This window comes from Micromonospora sp. ATCC 39149 (genome assembly GCF_000158815.1).
Lineage (GTDB): Bacteria > Actinomycetota > Actinomycetes > Mycobacteriales > Micromonosporaceae > Micromonospora.
In genome coordinates this window covers 852,955-869,385 of record NZ_GG657738.1, presented here as the reverse complement: position 1 = coordinate 869,385, position 16,431 = coordinate 852,955, and the positions used below count along the sequence as shown (strand labels likewise).

The 16,431-nt window shown below is 72.4% G+C and carries 11 protein-coding genes and 2 pseudogenes; 8 read left to right on the top strand and 5 right to left on the bottom strand.

The genetic code is table 11. The annotated features are described in order from the left end of the window. Positions 1 to 84 precede the first annotated feature (84 nt). A pseudogene (locus MCAG_RS03440) lies at positions 85 to 1,076 on the top strand (LacI family DNA-binding transcriptional regulator). A 122-nt stretch (positions 1,077 to 1,198) separates the two neighbouring features. Here MCAG_RS03440 and MCAG_RS03435 read toward each other — a convergent pair. Further along, positions 1,199 to 2,926 (bottom strand): family 43 glycosylhydrolase, encoded by a 1,728-nt coding sequence (locus tag MCAG_RS03435; protein ID WP_369751352.1) that lies wholly within the window; start codon positions 2,924 to 2,926, stop codon positions 1,199 to 1,201. 477 nt (positions 2,927 to 3,403) lie between these two features. Here MCAG_RS03435 and MCAG_RS03430 point away from each other — a divergent pair, with 477 nt between their 5' ends. Continuing rightward, entirely contained in the window at positions 3,404 to 4,039 is a 636-nt protein-coding gene (locus MCAG_RS03430) for a M23 family metallopeptidase (protein WP_036376199.1), read from the top strand. Between the two features lie 166 nt (positions 4,040 to 4,205). Here the strand turns inward: MCAG_RS03430 and MCAG_RS03425 are convergent, their stop codons facing one another. Next, positions 4,206 to 4,679, bottom strand: a complete 474-nt coding sequence (locus MCAG_RS03425) for a winged helix-turn-helix domain-containing protein (protein ID WP_232290061.1) — start codon at positions 4,677 to 4,679, stop codon at positions 4,206 to 4,208. Between the two features lie 410 nt (positions 4,680 to 5,089). Between MCAG_RS03425 and MCAG_RS03420 the strand changes: the two genes are divergently transcribed. After that, positions 5,090 to 9,448, top strand: coding sequence for a S8 family serine peptidase (locus MCAG_RS03420; RefSeq protein ID WP_232290060.1), 4,359 nt, complete (start codon positions 5,090 to 5,092; stop codon positions 9,446 to 9,448). Between the two features lie 106 nt (positions 9,449 to 9,554). Here the strand turns inward: MCAG_RS03420 and MCAG_RS03415 are convergent, their stop codons facing one another. Next, entirely contained in the window at positions 9,555 to 10,058 is a 504-nt protein-coding gene (locus MCAG_RS03415; protein WP_007071579.1) for a winged helix-turn-helix domain-containing protein, read from the bottom strand. Between the two features lie 116 nt (positions 10,059 to 10,174). Between MCAG_RS03415 and MCAG_RS03410 the strand changes: the two genes are divergently transcribed. The 5 genes from MCAG_RS03410 to MCAG_RS03390 all read left to right on the top strand — a co-directional run bounded on the left by MCAG_RS03410 (position 10,175) and on the right by MCAG_RS03390 (position 14,993). Continuing rightward, positions 10,175 to 10,657 carry an SRPBCC family protein gene (locus tag MCAG_RS03410; RefSeq protein ID WP_369751296.1) on the top strand — a complete coding sequence of 161 codons (483 nt, stop codon included), beginning with the start codon at positions 10,175 to 10,177 and terminating at the stop codon, positions 10,655 to 10,657. 186 nt (positions 10,658 to 10,843) lie between these two features. Then, positions 10,844 to 11,692 (top strand): RNA-guided endonuclease TnpB family protein, encoded by an 849-nt coding sequence (locus tag MCAG_RS03405; RefSeq protein WP_198141490.1) that lies wholly within the window; start codon positions 10,844 to 10,846, stop codon positions 11,690 to 11,692. An 80-nt stretch (positions 11,693 to 11,772) separates the two neighbouring features. Then, a complete protein-coding gene (locus tag MCAG_RS03400) occupies positions 11,773 to 12,843 on the top strand; it encodes a bile acid:sodium symporter family protein (RefSeq protein ID WP_232290059.1) in 1,071 nt (356 codons plus the stop codon). 85 nt (positions 12,844 to 12,928) lie between these two features. Beyond that, a complete protein-coding gene (locus MCAG_RS03395; protein WP_198141488.1) occupies positions 12,929 to 14,257 on the top strand; it encodes a cell wall metabolism sensor histidine kinase WalK in 1,329 nt (442 codons plus the stop codon). A 55-nt stretch (positions 14,258 to 14,312) separates the two neighbouring features. Beyond that, positions 14,313 to 14,993: a response regulator transcription factor gene (locus MCAG_RS03390; RefSeq protein WP_007071574.1), complete on the top strand. Its 681-nt coding sequence runs from the start codon at positions 14,313 to 14,315 to the stop codon at positions 14,991 to 14,993. Positions 14,994 to 15,035: 42 nt separating this feature from the next. Here the strand turns inward: MCAG_RS03390 and MCAG_RS03385 are convergent, their stop codons facing one another. Together MCAG_RS03385 and MCAG_RS03380 are read right to left on the bottom strand one after the other, a co-directional pair. Beyond that, entirely contained in the window at positions 15,036 to 15,800 is a 765-nt protein-coding gene (locus MCAG_RS03385; RefSeq protein ID WP_007071573.1) for an enoyl-CoA hydratase-related protein, read from the bottom strand. Between the two features lie 16 nt (positions 15,801 to 15,816). Beyond that, a pseudogene (locus MCAG_RS03380) lies at positions 15,817 to 16,431 on the bottom strand (hypothetical protein); the annotation flags it as partial.

Genomic DNA, 16,431 nt, shown 5'->3' with positions numbered 1-16,431 from the left:
TTCCTGCGATAGCCTTCTGCGACCGTAGGCAAGACGAAAGGGAGGACCGTGGGCTCCGACACCAGCCGAAACGTCACCATCGCGATGATCGCGCGTCTGGCCGGCGTCTCCGTGCCCACGGTCTCCCGGGTCATCAACGGCCGCACCGACGTCGCCCCCCAGACCCGGGAGCGCGTCGAGGAACTGCTCACCCGGCACGGCTACCGTCGCCGCCTGGCGAGCAGGCGCCCCAGCTCCGCCCTGATCGACCTCGTCTTCAACGATCTTGACAGCCCCTGGGCCGTGGAGATCATCCGCGGGGTGGAGGACGTTGCCCACAGCAACGGTGCCGGCACCGTCGTGTCGGCCATCCACCAGCGCACGTCCTCGGCCAAGCAGTGGCTCGACAACATGCGTACCCGCTCCACCGAGGGAATCATCTTCGTGACCTCGATGGTGGCGCCGCCGTTGCAGGCCGAGCTGCGCCGGCTCAACCTGCCCGTGGTCATCGTCGATCCCGCCGGGGTGGCCCCGCAGGAGGCGCCCACGATCGGCGCCACCAACTGGGCGGGCAGCCTGGAGGCCAACCAGTACCTGCTCGGCCTCGGTCACCGCCGCATCGGCTTCATCGCCGGGCCGCCGCAGCTGATGTGCAGCCGGGCCCGCCTGGACGGCTACCGGGCCGCGCTCGACGCCGTCGGCGTCGCGGTTGACGATGCCCTCATCCGGCCGGGCAACTTCTACCACGAGTCCGGCTACGCCGCCGGCGTGCAGATGTTGGCGCTGCCCGACCCGCCGACCGCGATCTTCGCCTCCAGCGACCAGATGGCGCTCGGCGTCTACGAGGCGGTCCGCAAGCGTGGCCTGCGGGTGCCCGACGACGTCAGCGTGGTGGGCTTTCGACGACCTGCCCGAGGTGCGGTGGTGCTCCCCGCCGCTGACCACCGTCCGTCAAGCCGCTGGCCGAGATGGGCATGCTGGCCGCACGTACCGTGTTGCGACTCGCCCGGGGCGAGAAGATCGAGAGCCCTCGCGTCGAACTCGCCACCGAACTCGTCGTCCGCGACAGCGCCGGGCCGCCGTCCGGCGCGCGCTGAGCCGTCCCGTACGCGGTGACCGGGGGCGGGCCATCGGCCCGCCCCCGGTCAGCGTCGCCGGTCACGCGACGGCATGGGAAGCGTCGTCGCGGGTGAAGGATCTTCCGGGACGCCCGGCGGCCTCAGGAGGACGCGCAGGTGATGTCGCTGGGCGCCTGGTTGCTGCCGGTGCTGGAGCCGATGAAACCGGCCGTGGTCGAGGCTCCGGGCGGAAGCTGCCCGTTGTAGGCGGCGTTCGTCACGGTCACCTGGCTGCCCTGCTGGGCGAACGTCGCGCTCCAGCCCTGCGACACGGTCTGCCCGGGGGGCAGTGTGAAGGTCACCCGCCAGCCGTTGATGGCGCTGCCGCCGGTGTTGGTGATGGTGAGCTTGCCCTCGTAGCCGCCGGACCAGGAGCCGACCTGCGTGTACGTGACGCCGCACGCCTGCCCGGCCGGGGGAGTGGTCGGGGCCGGGGTGGTGGGGGCCGGGGTCGTGGGCGTCGGCGTGGTCGGGGTGGGCGGTGGCGTGGTCGGCGGCGTGCCGCTGCCGAACTGCCACCAGTTGACGTTGAACAGGTTGCCGCTGCCGCCGGCGAACCGCAGGTACACATCCTGCGTGCCCGTGGCCCCACTCACCGCGCAGGAGACCGTCTGCCAACTCTGCCAGCCACCGGTGCCGGGAACGGAGCAGGCGCCCACCCGCGTGCCGGTGGCGCTGCCGAGACGGACCTCGATCGTGCCGCCGCTGCCCGCCGACGCCACCCGGGCGGTGAAGGAATTCGCCCCCGCACCGAACGCCACACCCTTGACCTTGATGTAGTCGCCGTTCTCGATCCAGCCGATGTTCATCCCGCCCTCGCTGGCGGGTTCGGTTTCGATGCCCGAGGACCAGGCGATGGTTTCGGCCTCCTGGCGCACGTACGGGTTGAGGGTGCCGATCTGGGGTGCGCCGGTGGTGGTCATGTTGAGGGTGGGGATGGTGCCGTCGCTTCGGTAGGTGAACTTCTCCACGGCGACCGAGCGGGTGTAGCCGCCGCCGCCGGGCAGCGCGCCGTTGTGGTAGAAGAAGTACGATCCGCCGTTGAAGTCGATGATGCCGGCGTGGTTGGTGAAGCTGCTGCCCTGCCGGGGCATGACCGTTCCCCGGTAGGTCCATGGGCCGGTGGGGCCGGGGGCCGTGGAGTAGCCGATGAACTCGGAGCAGCACTCGGCGGCGAAGACGTTGTAGTACATGCCGTTGCGCTTGTAGACCCAGGGCCCCTCCTCGTAGAGGGTGGGGCGGCTCGGGTTGCCCGTGCGGGTGCCGAACCCGGCGGTGGTCAGGGGGATTCTGGTGACGCCGCCGGAGTAGGAGATCATGTCTTGGTTGAGCTTGACGTACCACAGGTTGGGGTTGCCCCAGTACAGGTAGGCCTGCCCGTCGTCGTCGATCATCACGTTCGGGTCGATCTCGCCGTTGCCGACCAACGGACGCCCGATCGCGTCCCGGAACGGACCGGTGGGACTGTCGGAGACACCCACCCCGATCACCATCCCACCACCGCGCTGCTTCACCGGCACATACCAGTAGAACTTGTTGTTCCGGGCCACCACATGCCCCGCCCACGCATCCGCCTCGGCCCAGGCGAACGTGGCCAGGCTCATCGGGGAGCCGTGGTCGGTCCAGTTGACCATGTCGGCGGAGGAGAACACCCGCCAGTCCTTCATGGTGAAGTAGGTGGAGCCGTCCTCGTCATGGCCGGTGTAGAGGTAGACCCGGCCGTTGTGCACGATCGGGGCCGGATCGGCGGTGTAGATGGTCTGCACGATCGGGTTGTCCGCCCGCGCCGGGGCGGCGAACAACGTCGCGACGCAGAGCAGGGCCGCGATCCAGGCGACGCCACGCCTGAGTCTGGTGCGGGTCGGGGACACGGATACGGGTCTCACAGCTACCTCCCGAGGTGGGGGACGGCTCACCTGGGACAGGTGTCTGCCCAGGGGTGGGTGCGTGCGCGCAGGGGTGGCTGACCGGCGCGCCCAGCCACGGATGCGGCGGTGTGATCGGCCCTGGCCCAGCCTGCGACCATCACGGGTCGGAGCGGGCCCTGGCGTCCACGCGGAACGGGGACATGCTCGGCTCCCGGTTGTTGCTCCTGCGCTGCTTCTGCCGGGTCAGGATTCCCGATGGCAGCGCCGGAGCGTGCCCTTCGCTCCTGAGACGCAGGATACTTGTGACCGTTAACAGGGACAAGGGTGGATGGACTTCGTGGTGAATCGTCCACGGTGGCCCCGGCGGCTCGTGTGCCGCCGAACCGGCCCGCGTACCCGGCCGTCGGGGCGTTGCCGGCGTCTGCCATGCTCGGCACGATGACGACCGGCCGCACCGCCAGACGCCGCCCGCGCCGCCGGGGCGCCCTCGTCCTCACGCTCGGATCGGTCGGTGTCCTCGTCGCCGTCGCCGTCCTCGTCGTGCCGATGCTGCTGTCGCCGGGCCCACGACCGCTGTTCCAACTGCCCGTCGCCTGCGGCGAGAAGTGGCAGCTCGGCACGTATCCCGGGCACGACGACTACGACGTCGACCTGTTCCCCACCCGGGGCGAGGCGTGGGGGCGACCAGTGCTCGCGTCCTACGCCGGCACGGTGACCGTGGCGGGGATCAACGGGTCGCTGGGCGGCCGTACCCCCGACAACCCGGACGGCCCGCGTGGCCGGGGCGGCGGGTACTGGGTGAAGATCGACCATGGCGGCCGGTGGGAGACGCAGTACCTGCACCTGCTCGAACCGCCGCTGGTGCGCGAGGGTCAGCGGGTCGCCCAGGGCGAGCAGATCGGGCGGGTCGGCAGCACCGGCAACTCCGGCGCGCCGCACCTGCACTACGAGCAGCGCCGGGGCTGGGAGAAGGTCGAGACGCACTTCGATGGCGTGCCGTCGGGGATCACCAACGACGACACCGAGTACACGGTCACCCGGACCAGCAACAACTGCCCCGCCGGGCGGCCGTAGCTTCGACTGCTGGAGCGGCTCGACGCCCAGCACGCGCACCCCGCGCTCGCGCCCGGCCCGGACCACGTGCTCCAGCGGGGCCGACTTGCCGATTCCGGCCTCGCCGCGCGACACCAGAGCAGGGCCCTGACCTTCGATCGCATGGGTATGCCACCGGCCCGGGGCCTCACGCGCCGTCGACCCGGGGTCGCCATTGGTCGGTCAACCGGAACCCGACACCCCGTACCGCGACGAGGGTGACGCCCGTGCCGAGCTGGTCGAGCTTGCGTCGCAGCCGCTTCACCAGGGACTGCACGTCGGCCGTGCGCTGCCGCCCCTCGTCGTGCCAGACGGTGCGGTGCAGCTCCGCGTAGCTCCAGACCCGCGCCGGTTCGCTGGTCAGGCGGGTCAGCAGGTCGTGCTCGAGCCGGGTGAGGAAGACCTCGCGCTCCCCGCAGCGGGCCACGGAGCGGACCGAGTCGATCCGCAGCATGTCGTCCGGGCCCGGATCGGGGGCCGGTTGCCCGGTGGCGGACCCCCGCGCGGCGGGCCGCACCGCGATCAGCCGGCGCAACTCGTCGAGGTCGGACACCAGCAGCAGGGGCGCGATGCCGTCGAGGCGTTCGGCGAGCCGGATCCGTTCGGCCGGTGACGGCGTCACCGCGATCACCAACGGGATCGGGGGCCCCGCCTCGTCCAAGGGGCCCGGCTGCGCGCTCCCGTCGCCCCCGATCACGGCGTCCACCCGGACACGACCGGCGATCCCTGCCCGACTCTGTCATCGTCGTGACAGCGACTGTCAGGCACCGCGGCCGAGCGGTCAGCTCTTAGCGACGAGTTGCTCACGTCGCGCGCTTGATCCTTCATCTTTGTCGATCATAGTTTCCCCACAGGCGGTCGGCGTGACCCGCACGGCGCCTGGGGGGCCTGGGGGGCCGCACGTGCCGGTGCGTCCAGAGGGGAGACTCGGTCGTTGTACCCCTGTCACGGCTCGACCAACCGCGGGTCGTTCTGCAGGAGGCAGCACCGATGCTGAGACGTCCACACCCCAGGGGCCTGTCCAGGCGCCTGGTGAGCGCCGGTGCGGCGCTCGCTCTCGTCGCGACAGCTCTGGCCACGACCGGTTCCGGCGCGCAGGCCGCGCCGGGCGGGGCGTCCGCGTCCGCGGACAAGATCCGGCCCGAGCTGGTCAAACAGCTCCAGGCCAAGACCGAGAGCGACTTCTGGATCCACTTTGGTGCCCGGGCGGACCTGAGTAGGGCCAGCGCGATCACCGACTGGACCAAGCGGGGCGCCGCCGTGGCGGACGCGCTGCGCCGCACCGCCGCCGACAGCCAGGCCAAGGTGCGCGCCGAGCTCGACGGCGCGGGCGCGAAGTACCAGAGCTTCTGGGCGACCAACGCCATCAAGGTCAGCAGCGGCTCCCTGACGCTGGCGCAGAGCCTCGCCGCGCACGCCGAGGTCGACGGTGTCTACGCCCCGATCGCCTACCAGCTTCCCGAGGTCATTGAGGGCGCCGACGAGAAGACGACCAACGCCCTGGAGTGGGGCATCGCGAACATCAACGCCGACGACGTCTGGTCGCGGTACGGCGTCACCGGTGCCGGCATCACGGTGGCGAGCATCGACTCGGGCGTGCAGTTCGACCACCCGGCGCTGGTGAAGTCGTACCGCGGCAACAACGGCGACGGCACCTTCGACCACAACTACAACTGGTACGACGCCGCCGGCGACTGCGCCGCCGCGCCCTGCGACGGCGACGGCCACGGCACGCACACGATGGGCACGATGGCCGGTGCCGACGGTGCCAACCAGATCGGCGTCGCCCCCGGCGTCAGGTGGATCGCGGCCAACGGCTGCTGCCCGACCGACGCCGCGCTGATCACCTCCGGCCAGTGGATGCTCGAACCCACCGACCTCGACGGCGAGAACCCCGACGCCGGCAAGCGGCCCAACATCATCAACAACTCGTGGGGCACCCGGTTGCCCTCCAACGACCCGTTCATGGAGGACGTGACGTTGGCCTGGGCCGCGTCGGGCATCTTCGGCGCCTGGTCCAACGGCAACAGCGGCCCGTCCTGCCAGACCAGCGGCTCACCGGGCAGCCGGGCCAGCAACTACTCGACCGGCGCGTACGACGTCAACAACACCATCGCCAGCTTCTCCTCCCGGGGTGCCGGCCAGGGCGGCGCCGTCAAGCCCGACATCTCCGCGCCCGGCGTCAACGTCCGCTCCAGCATCCCCGGCGGCGGCTACGGCAGCCTCAGCGGCACCTCCATGGCGTCACCGCACCTCGCGGGCGCGGTCGCGCTGCTGTGGTCGGCGGCACCCGCGCTGGTCGGCGACGTCGCGGCCACCCGTGCCCTGCTGGACGACTCGGCGGTCGACGCCGTCGACGCCCAGTGCGGCGGGACCGCCGACGACAACAACGTGTACGGCGAGGGCCGCCTCGACGTCCTCGCGCTGCTCGGCGCCGCCCCCATCGGTGAGACCGGCACCCTCGCCGGCGCGGTCACCGACGCGGCCACCGGCGATCCGGTCCCCGGAGCCACGGTGGCCCTCACCGGCCCGGCCACCCGCCAGCTCACCACCAACGCCGACGGCCGGTACTCGTCCCTGCTGCCGGTCGGCGACTACCAGGTCGCCGTGAGCGCGTTCGGCTACGGCGTCCGGACGCTTCCCGCGACGGTCCGCGCCGCCGCGACCACGACACTCGACGTCGCCCTGACCGCGGTGCCGTCGGTCACCGTCAGCGGCTCGGTCACCGACGGCTCCGGCCACGGCTGGCCGCTGTACGCGAAGGTCAGCGTCGAGGGCCTGGCGGTGTCCGACTACACCACGCCCGGCAACGGCCGCTACAGCCTCACGCTGCCCGCCTCGGCGACGTACAAGCTGAGGGTGGAGCCGCAGTATCCGGGCTACCAGAAGGTGACCCGCGACATCGTGGTCGGCTCCGGCAACACGACCCACAACGTCGCCGTCGCCGTGGACGCCGCCGCCTGCGCCATCGCGCCCGGCTACGCGTACGGCTCCGACGGGGTGTACGAGACCTTCGACGGCGACCGCGTCCCGGCCGGCTGGTCGGTCGTCGACAACGCCGGCACCGGCCAGGTGTGGCAGTTCACCGACGCGGGGGATCGGGGCAACCTCACCGGCGGCACCGGCGGCTTCGCGATCGTCGACAGCGACGACTACGGCACCGGCGGGAAGCAGGACACCTCGTTGGTCAGCCCGGTCGTCGACCTCACCGACGTGGCCACCCCGGTGATCCGGTTCAACCAGGACCTCAACTGGGTCAGCTCCGAGCGCGCGGACGTCGACCTCAGCATCGACGGTGGCGAGACCTGGACCAACGTGTTGCGCCAGGCCTCGGACGTGCGCGGCCCCCGGGTGACCGAGATCGCGATCCCGCAGGCCGCGGGCCAGTCCCGGGTCAAGGTCCGGTTCCACTACTACGACGCCACCTGGGAGTGGTGGTGGCAGGTCGACAACGTGCTGATCGGCAGCGAGGTCGCCTGCAAGCCGACCAGCGGCGGCCTGGTGCTCGGCCACGTCCGCGACGCCAACGACAACGGGTACGTCAACGGCGCGACCGTCACCAGCGACGACCGGCCGACGGAGACGGCCACCACCGTGGCCACCTCCGACGACACCGAGCTGCCGGACGGCTTCTACTGGTTGTTCTCGTCGCTGACCGGCGAGCACCGGTTCACGGCGAAGGGCAGCGGCTACGCCAGCCAGGGCAAGCAGGTCACCGTCGAGGCCGACTGGGCCACCGCCGTGACCTTCACGCTCGCGGCCGGCCGGCTGTCCGTGCAACCGGCCGCGGTCAGCGGCACGGTGCGGATGCCCACCGGCTCCGTCGCCAAGACCTTCACGGTGACCAACACGGGCGGGGCCCCCGTCGACGTCCGCTTCGGCGAGCGTGACGGCGGGTTCGAGCTGCTGCGGGCAGACGGGTCCCGGCTGACCCAGCGGCAGATCCTGGCCGCCGACGGAGCCCCGGAGCAGCGGCTCACCGCCGCCACGTCGCTGGCCGCGCGGGCGTCGGGCAAGGCCGCCACGGTCGCGCCCGCCCCGGCCGGCCCGCAGGCCGCGCCCTGGACGGACGTCACCGACTTCCCGGCCAACGTGATGGACAACCGGGTGGTCAGCCTGGACGGCAAGGTGTACTCGATCGCCGGCGGCGACGGCACGGCGTCGTCGGCGAAGAACTACGCCTACGACCCGATCGCCCAGACCTGGTCGTCGATAGCCGCCCTTCCCGGCGCGCGCAACGCCGTCACGGCGGGCGTCGTGGCCGGGAAGATCATCGTGACCGGCGGCTGGGGGCAGTCCGGCCCCGATGCCGCCACCTGGTCGTACGACCCGGCGGCCAACACCTGGACGAAGAAGGCGAACAATCCCACGCCGCGGTCCGCCGCCGGCCAGGCGGTCGTCGACGGCAAGCTGTACGCGATCGCCGGGTGCACGACGACGAACTGCACGCCGATCTCGAACGACGTCGTCCGGTACGACCCGGCCAGCGACACCTGGGAGACGCTGCCCGACTACCCGAAGTCGGTGGCGTTCCTGTCCTGCGGCGGGGTCGACGGGGTCGTCTACTGCACCGGCGGCAACGACGGGACGGTCTCGCAGAAGGCAGGCTACGCCTTCGATCCGGGCACCAACGCCTGGACCGCGATCGCCGACGCGCCGGCCGACAACTGGGCCAGCTCGTCCGCCGTGGCCAACGGCAAGCTGCTGGTCGTCGGCGGCTCGCAGGGCGGCGCGATCACCAACGCCGGCTTCGCCTACGAGCCGGCGAGCAACTCGTGGTCGGCCCTGCCGAACGCCAACACCGCGCGGTACCGTGGCGGCGCGGCGTGCGGCTTCTACAAGGTCGGCGGCGCGTCGGGCGGCTTCACCGCGACGGCGGACAGCGAGGTGCTGCCGGGCTTCGGCGAGTGCGCCGCGGTCGCCGCGGACGTCAGCTGGATGACGATCGACAAGACGGCGGCCACGCTGGCGCCGGGCGAGAAGGTCACGGTCACCGTCGCGATGGCGGCCACCGTCGACCAGCCGGGCACGTACACGGCGTCGGTCGAGATCACCGAGAACACCCCCTACGCGGTCGCGCCGGTGCCGGTCACGATGACCGCGCAGCCGCCGAAGACCTGGGGCAAGCTGATGGGCACGGTCACCGGGACGCCCTGCCAGGGCGTCGGCGCGCCGATCGCCGGCGCGGTGGTGCAGGTCGACTCCTGGGCGATGTCGTGGACGTTCGCCACGGACATCCAGGGCCGGTACGCCTACTGGTTGGACAAGCGGAACAACCCGCTGACGTTGATCGTCGCCAAGGACGGGTGGAAGCCCCAGACCCGACAGACGAAGATCAACACCAGCACGCCCACGGTGGAGAACTTCGCGTTGTCGCCGATCCGCTGCTGACCGTCGACCGTTGACGGACAGCCCGGCCCGCCCGGTCGCACGACCGGGCGGGCCGGAGGCGTCCTCGGGGCGGGGCCGGACGTTCGGGTGACGGCGGGCCGGAGGTTCAGGACACCGCCAGCCGGAAGCCGACCCCCCGGACCGCGTCGATCGTCGCCGGTCCGCCGAGCCGGGCCAGCTTGCGCCGTACCCTGCGCACCACCGAGTGCAGGTCGGAGCCGCGGCCCAGGCGCTCGGTGCCCCAGACCTCGCGGTGCAGCCGCCGGTGGGTCCAGGTGTGCCCGGGCGTGCCCACCAAACAGCGCAGCAGGTCGTGTTCCAGCGGGGTCAGACCGATCTCGCGGTTGCGCCAACGCAGCACCCGGCGATCGGAGTCGATGCTCAGCGCGCTCGCCGGCGCGTCGACGGCGACCACCGGCCGGTGGGTCGCCACCTCGGCGGGCGGGGAAGGCGGGGCGGGAGGCTTGCCGGTCACGCCGAGGAGCCGCCGTGCCTGGTCGACGCTGGAGACGATCAGGAACGCCTCGGCCCCGCCGAACAGTTCGGCGAGGTGCCGGCGGTGCGTCGCCGAGGAGGCGATGCCGATGGTCAAGGGGGGCTTCCCGCTCATCCTCCGCCCTCCCGTCCACCGCTCGCGCCGATGGCGTTGACATACTAATGGGCGTCGATATCAACGGCAACGTCCCCTCCCGACGGTGGCCGCCGGTCGGGGGCGGGCGTGGCAGTATGTTCGGCGTGCCCGAGGCCCGGAAACCGCCGGTCGCGTTCGAGACGACCTGCGTCGTCGCGGCGCTGCCGGACGAGGTGTACCACCACCTGACCGACCCGAACAGCTACGTCGGGCTGTCGCCGCTGATCGTGGCGGTCCGCGATGTGCGCACGAGCCACGACGCGCAGGGTCACGTCGTGGCCCACTACGTCGCCGTCGAGCGGTTCCGGCTGGCTGGGCCGGTGCGGTGGGACAACCCGATTCGGGTACGGATGGTGGCGACGCGGCCGGGCGAGCAGTTGGTCAGCGAAGTACGCAGCCCCGGCCGGGTGTCGCTGCGGGCGGTGGTGGACTTGGCCGCCGTGGCGGGCGGCACCCGGGTCCGGGAGGGGGTGACCGCCGACGCGCCGGTGCCGCTGCGGCGGTTCGTGGCGGCCAAGGCGCGCCAGGTCGCCGCGTACCGGGCGGCGGAGCTGGCCCGCCGCATGGCGGCTCGGTAGCCCGCGCGCGAACCCGCGCCGCCGTCGCGGGTGCCGCCGAGCGATGGATACCGCGTGGCGCGGAGCCCGCAGAATGTCTCCGTGTCCTCCCGCCGGCCCGCCGGTGAGCTGGCCGCGGCGCTGCGGGCCCACGCGGAGCATCCGTTCCGGCCACTCGTGGTCGGGTACCTCGGTCAGCTCACCGTGTTGCCCCGGCTGGGCCGGCTGAAGCTGCACGAGTCCGCCCGCAAACTCGCCCGGCGCGTTGACAACGGCACGGCACGGATCCTGTCCGCCACTGTGCGGCGCGACGGCGGCCGGTGGCACGTCTCGTTCACCTGTGAGGTTGAGCGCGCCGAACGCCGTCCCGCCCGCCCGGAGTCGGTCGTCGGGGCAGACGTCGGCATCAAGCACCTCGCGGTGCTGTCCACCGGCGAACTCGTCGACAACCCGCGTCACTTGGTAGCCGCGCATGCTCGGCTGCGAGCGCTCGGCCGGGCGCTGTCGCGCAAGGCCGGCCCGGACCGGCGCACCGGGCAGTGCCCGTCACACTGTTGGCGGCGTGCCGCGAACCGGCTTGGCCGAGCGCACGCCCGGGTGGCGAACCTGCGCCGCGACGGCCTACACAAGCTCACCACCGGACTTGCCCGCGAGCACGGCACGATCGTGGTGGAAAACCTCAACGTGTCGGGGATGCTACGCAACCGGCGGCTGGCCAGGCACATCGCTGACGCTGGCTTCGCGGAAATGCGCAGGCAGTTGACCTACAAGACCGAGTGGAACGGCGGCCGGCTACTCATCGCCGACCGTTGGCATCCCTCATCGAAAACCTGCTCGGGCTGCGGTACGGCGAAAGCCAAGCTGGCCCTGTCCGAACGCGACCACCACTGCGAGGCATGCGGTCTGGTCATGGACCGCGACCGCGACACCGCGCTCAACCTCGCCGCACTGGCGGCTGAGTTCGACACCGCCGGGAGTGGCCCGGTGGCAGCACGTGGAGCCGACCAGAAGACCCGCGCACGCGGGCAGGTGGCCGTGAAGCGTGAACCCGCCTGACGCCGCCACGGCACCCGTAGCAGCATCGCCTCACGCGACGCTGTCTTGTATTGTGTGCGAGGTCGGGGGAGGGCTTGATCGTGCGTCGCTGGCTGTCCCGGAGCCCGCTCGACCCGTACGTCCTGGCGCTGCTGGGGACCGTGCTGGTCGCCACCGTGCTGCCGGCCCGGGGCCGGTTCGCCGACGGTGCCTCCGTGGCGACCATGCTCGCCATTGGACTGCTGTTCTTCCTGTACGGCGCCCGCATCTCGCCCGGCGAGGCATGGGCCGGCGCGCGCCACTGGCGTCTGCACGCCCTGGTGCTGTCCAGCACCTTCGTGCTGTTTCCGCTGCTCGGGCTGGCCGCCCGGGTGTCGCAGCCCGGGGTGCTGACGCCGGAGTTGTACCAGGGGCTGCTGTTCCTGTGCGTGGTGCCGTCCACCGTCCAGTCGTCGATCGCGTTCACCTCGATGGCAGGCGGCAACGTGCCGGCCGCCATCTTCAGCGCGTCCTGCTCGAACGTGGCCGGCGTGCTGCTCACCCCCGTCCTGAGCGGCGTGATGCTGGCCGGTACCGGCGCGGTGAGCTTCTCGGCGGGATCGATCCTGGCGATCGTCGCCCAACTGCTGCTGCCGTTCGCCGTCGGGCAGGCCCTGCGACCGTGGCTCGGCGACTGGATGGGCCGGCACAAGCGGGCCCTCACCCTCGTCGACCGGGGGTCGACCCTGCTGGTGGTCTACACCGCGTTCAGCGCCGGCGTGGTGGCCGGGGTCTGGCAACGGACCTCGCCGGGCCGGCTGCTGGCGCTTCTCGGCGTGCTGGTGGCGCTGCTGATCGTGGTCCTGTTGGCCACGGCCGGGGCGGCGCGGCTGCTAGGCTTCTCCTGGCCCGACCGGATCACCACGATTTTTTGCGGGTCGAAGAAGAGCATGGCGACGGGGCTGCCGATGGCGGCGGTGCTGTTCAGCCCGCAGACCGTCGGGCTGGTCCTGCTACCGCTGATGCTGTTCCACCAGATCCAGCTGCTGGTCTGCGCCGGGTTGGCCCGGCGCTGGGGCGCGCGGCGACAGGGCGCACACCCCCGCCGTAGCGGGGAGCTGACCTCCGCCGCCACGAGGCGGGCCCGTCATCCGGGGAGGACGCTCGGTGATCCCTTTCGATCCGATGGGTGATGTGTCATCTTCGATGGATGCGGGTCGGTGGCCGCGATGGCAGACAAGGTCGCGCCTGCGCGGTCAGGCGTGGGGCGGGAGCGTTGTGCCGCTGACCGACGGCGTGCGGCTGGCCGCACGCCGTGTCCGACCCCGCACCGGGCTGGCCGTCGGCCTGCTGGTCGTCGCCGTGCTGGCCCTGGCCGGGGGCATCGCGTACACCGCCCTGCTGCACGTCCAGCACGCGAAGATCCGCCACGAGCTCGACTGGGCGATGGTGCACGGCCGCCCGGCCGACCCGTCCGGCTGCACCTGGATCTTTGGCGGCGCGAGCGACACGGGGCACGCAGGCGCACCCCCGGCCGGTTTCCCGCAGCACGAGGTCATCCACGCCGTGGCCCGCACCGGCCGGCCGCAGGTCGGCCAGGTCGCCCGCAACGGCACGGTCTACCACGTGCGCACGCAGGTGCGCGGCGACGAGGTCGTCCAGGTGGTCTTCGACGCACGCTTCCAGCTCGCCGAGCGGCGATACCTGCTCTGGGCGATGTCACTCGCCGGAGTGGCGGTCCTGGCCGCGGCGACCGCGACCGATCTGCGGCTGCGCCGCGCGGCGGTGCTGCCGCTGGCTGAGGCGCTCGACCGGCAGCGTCGCTTCGTCGCCGACGCCAGCCACGAGCTGCGTGCCCCGATCACCCGGGTGCACATGGCGGCGCAGTTGCTGGCGCGGCGGTCGGCCCGCTCCGGCAGCGACGCGGACCGGCAGGATCTGGACCGGCTGCTGCGCACCACCCGACGGCTGGGGGAGGTCGTCGACGAGCTGCTCCTGTCGGCCCGGCTGGCCGACACGGCGTCGGCGACCCGACCGCCGGCCACGGTCGACCTCGCCGCGCTCGTCGCCGAGGCGATCGAGGCCGACGCGCCGCGCGCCGCCGAACACGGCGTGACGCTCACCGTGGTCGGGGCCGACGCCCCGGTGCCGGTCTGCGGCGTCGGCCCCGCGCTGCGCCGGGTGGTGGCGGAGCTGCTGGCGAACGCCCTCAACCACACCCCGGCCGGCGGCCACATCGAGGTGCGGTTGCGCCCGGAGGTCGCGGGCCACGTCGAGCTGGTGGTCAGCGACTCCGGCCGGGGGTTCGACCCGCGGCACGCGGACCGGATCTTCGACCGGTTCCACCGTGGCCCCGGCTCCGGGGACCGCCGGGTCGGGCTCGGGCTGGCCCTGATCCGCGAGGTGGTCACCGCGCACGGCGGCACGATCAGCGCCACCGGCCGGCCCGGGGCGGGAGCCACCTTCACCGTACGGCTGCCGGTGCGCGGGCGGGGGCGGGCCGGCTCGCCCCCGCCGGACGGCGACCCCGCCGGTTCGTGGTGGCCCTTCTGCTGGCGGGCGAACCGCGACCGGGCGGATCGGGAGCGCGAGATGAGCAGATCCTGACCGGCGGAGAATTCCACCGGTCAACTTTCTCCCGCTTTGGTGCGACCATGAACGGATGAACGACCCTCCAGCCCCGGTGCACGGCCCGCTGCTTCTCGTCGAGGACGACGCGGACCTCGCCGACATGCTGGTCGAGCTCTTCAGCGGGGCCGGGTACCGGATCGACCTGGCCCGGGACGGCCAGCAGGGCCTGCATTTGGCCCTGCGCGGCCGGTACCAGGTGATCATGCTCGACCGACGGCTGCCGGTGATCGACGGCGTCGACCTGCTCATCCGACTGCGGCGCCGCGCGATCGCCGCGCGGGTGCTTATGCTCAGCGCGCTGGCCGAACCCGACGAGCGGATCCGGGGCCTGGACGCGGGCGCCGACGACTACCTGCCGAAGCCCTTCGAGGTGACGGAGCTGATGGCCCGGGTGCGGGCGCTGACCCGCCGCCGCTTCGACGGGGCCGAGCTGATCCCCATCGGGGCCGGGCAGCTCGACCTGGCCCAGCGCGGGGTGCGGCTGCCCGACGGCCGGGAGGTGGCGCTCAGCGGGCGGGAGTTCGAGCTGATCCGGCTGCTCGCCACGCAACCCCGGATGGTGCACAGCCGCAGCCAGCTACGCGGGCGGGTCTTCGGTAGCGACCGGACCGAGGCGGTGGTCGACACGTACGTGCACTACCTGCGGCGCAAGCTCGGCGACGGGGTGGTCCGTACCGTGCACGGGCTCGGCTACCAGATCGGCGCGCTCTGAGCAGGCCGCCCGGGACCGGCATGGTCCCGGGCGGCCGACGGCTCAGCGACCCGGGAACCGGGCCGGGCGCTTCTCCAGGAAGGCGGCCATGCCCTCCCGCTGGTCCTCGGTGGCGAACAGGGCGTGGAAGGCCCGGCGTTCGAACAGCACCCCGGCGCTCACGCCGACCTCCTCGGCCTGCCGGACCGCCTCCCGGGCCAGCAGCGTCGCCAGCTTGGGGTGCCCGGCCACGACCGCCGCCGCGGCCTGGGCCTCCGCCAGCAGCCGCTGCGCCGGCACCACCCGCGACACCAGGCCGAACCGTTCCGCCTCCGCCGCGTCGAGCTGCCGGCCGGTGAGGACCATGTCCATGGCCCGGGCCGCGCCGACCAGCCGGGTCAGCCGCTGCGTGCCGCCGATGCCGGGCATCACCCCCAGTCGCAGCTCCGGCTGCCCGAACCGGGCGTTGTCCGCCGCGAAGATCAGGTCGCACATCATCGCCAGCTCGCAGCCGCCGCCGAGCGCGTACCCGGCCACCGCCGCGATCTTCGGGGTACGCAGCGCGGCGAACGCGTCCCAGCCCGCGAAGTGATCCTCCAGCGCCACGTCCAGGAAGGACTTGCCCGCCATCTCCCGGATGTCCGCGCCGGCGGCGAAGACCTGCTCCGACCCGGTGATCACGAAGCAGCCCACGCCCGGATCGCGGTCCAGTGGCCGCAGCGCCTCGACCAGTTCCGTCATCAGCGCCGTGTCCAGCGCGTTGCGCACCTCGGGCCGGCACAGCCGCACCGTGACCACCCGGTCGTCCTTCTCGATGGTGATCCGCATCGTCGCCTCCATGTCCTCAGGAATCCCAGATCGCGCCGTACGCGGGCACGCCGCGCTCCTCCATGCCCCGCACCACCTGCCAGGTCAGCGCCCGGTTCGAGATGCAGATGACCGCCTCGGCGTCGAACTGGCGGTACGCCTGCCAGGCCAGCCGCAGCATGTCGGGCTTGCCGTCGTGGGCGGTGTCCCACAGCAGCGCGTCGGGCTGGTGGGCGAGGATCTCCTCGACCAGGTCGTCGCCGAAGGTCTCCCGGTGCCGGCGGGCCACCCAGACGAGGCGGGCCGGCACCTGCTCGGCCAGCAGGTGCGGCAGCACCGGGCCGATGCCGCTGCCCGTGGCCACGTACACCACCCGCCGGAACAGGGTCTCGATGTTCGCCACCCCGGCCGTGCTGATCCCCTTCACCCAGACCCGGTCCGGCGCGTCGTCGATGAACCGCCCGGTCCAGTCGCCGGCGCGGGAGACGGTCAGCCGGAAGCCGGTGCGGCCGGGTGCCGGCACGTTCGCGAAGGAGTGCCACTCCCACAGGGGATTGCGGCTGATCGCGGTGGACGAGCCGGGGAACGGCGTGACCCCGTGGTCGAAGTGGACCAGCGCCACGTGCGACAGAGGGACGCCCGACCACGACGG